1 protein-coding gene is annotated in these 971 nt (G+C 40.7%); it reads left to right on the top strand.

What is annotated here, in order from left to right:
- Positions 1–252 precede the first annotated feature (252 nt).
- A partial coding sequence (locus JWV37_RS12610; protein ID WP_205460241.1) for an IS110 family transposase occupies positions 253–971 on the top strand: 719 nt, incomplete at its 3' end.

The following is a 971-nucleotide window of genomic DNA, read 5'->3' as shown; positions in this document are numbered from 1 at the left end:
CTCGTATCATTCAAAATCCACTCAAAAAGAGCTTTTGGATAGTATTTGCAAAAGAGTTCAGTGATATGTTGGAAGTAGCCAAGACCATGAGAAATGAGTCTGAGGGACAGTTAAGCAGTCGAACCCAAAAGCTCGAGTGGAAACAAGGTCGCATAAAGCAGACCGTATTGTACGAGTCAGAGTTTAGGTTCGACGATCATGTCGGTACGATACCGACACTAACGAACTCTTCTTTATTTCAAGGAGGTTCTTGTGCGTGAGTATATCGGAATTGATATTTCCAAGGCAAGTTTACAAGTGCATTTAGGTAAATTTGATGAAGATGTTGAGATTGAAAACAGCCTCAAAGGGGTAAAACAACTTCACGCCAAAGTGAAAAAACGGTATGGTAAATCAGTGGAGGTTGTTTGGATTTACGAGCCTACAGGAAGTTATAGCACGTTAGTGAAACGCTTTTGTGCCCAACATGCCATTGCGTGTTACATCATCAAACCTTCTCAAAGTGCTGCGTTTGCAAAAACGATTAAGAATCGCAATAAGAGTGATGTGGTAGATGCGAGGATGCTCTATCAACTACATAAGATTGCACCAAGCGAAGAGATTGCTATTCCCCATTATGATGCCAAGTTAGAAACCCTACAAAATTATCTGCGCTACTATAAAACAATCATGAAAGAGCGTGTGCTAAAAACCAATCAACTCGAAGCAGCACTGCACAGAGAGGATGAGCTTTTTATCATTAGAAAGCTACGTTCTAAGATTAAAGCACTCAAAGCAGAAGAGAAGGAAATCATCACTACCATGCTTGAACTCATCAAAGCAAACAAAGCTTACGAGGAGCGTTTTTCTGCGATGACTTCGCTCAAAGGCATTGGAAATATTTCAGGCTTAGTGCTGTTTGACTTGTTTATGCGCTATGAGGATGCTTCATCAAAAGAGATTGTGGCATTGTGTGGGTTGGATCCTATTGA

This window comes from Sulfurospirillum tamanense, assembly GCF_016937535.1.
GTDB lineage: Bacteria > Campylobacterota > Campylobacteria > Campylobacterales > Campylobacteraceae > Sulfurospirillum_B > Sulfurospirillum_B tamanense.
Note: the sequence above shows the minus strand (reverse complement) of the source record. Positions and strands in the feature narration are given on the sequence as shown.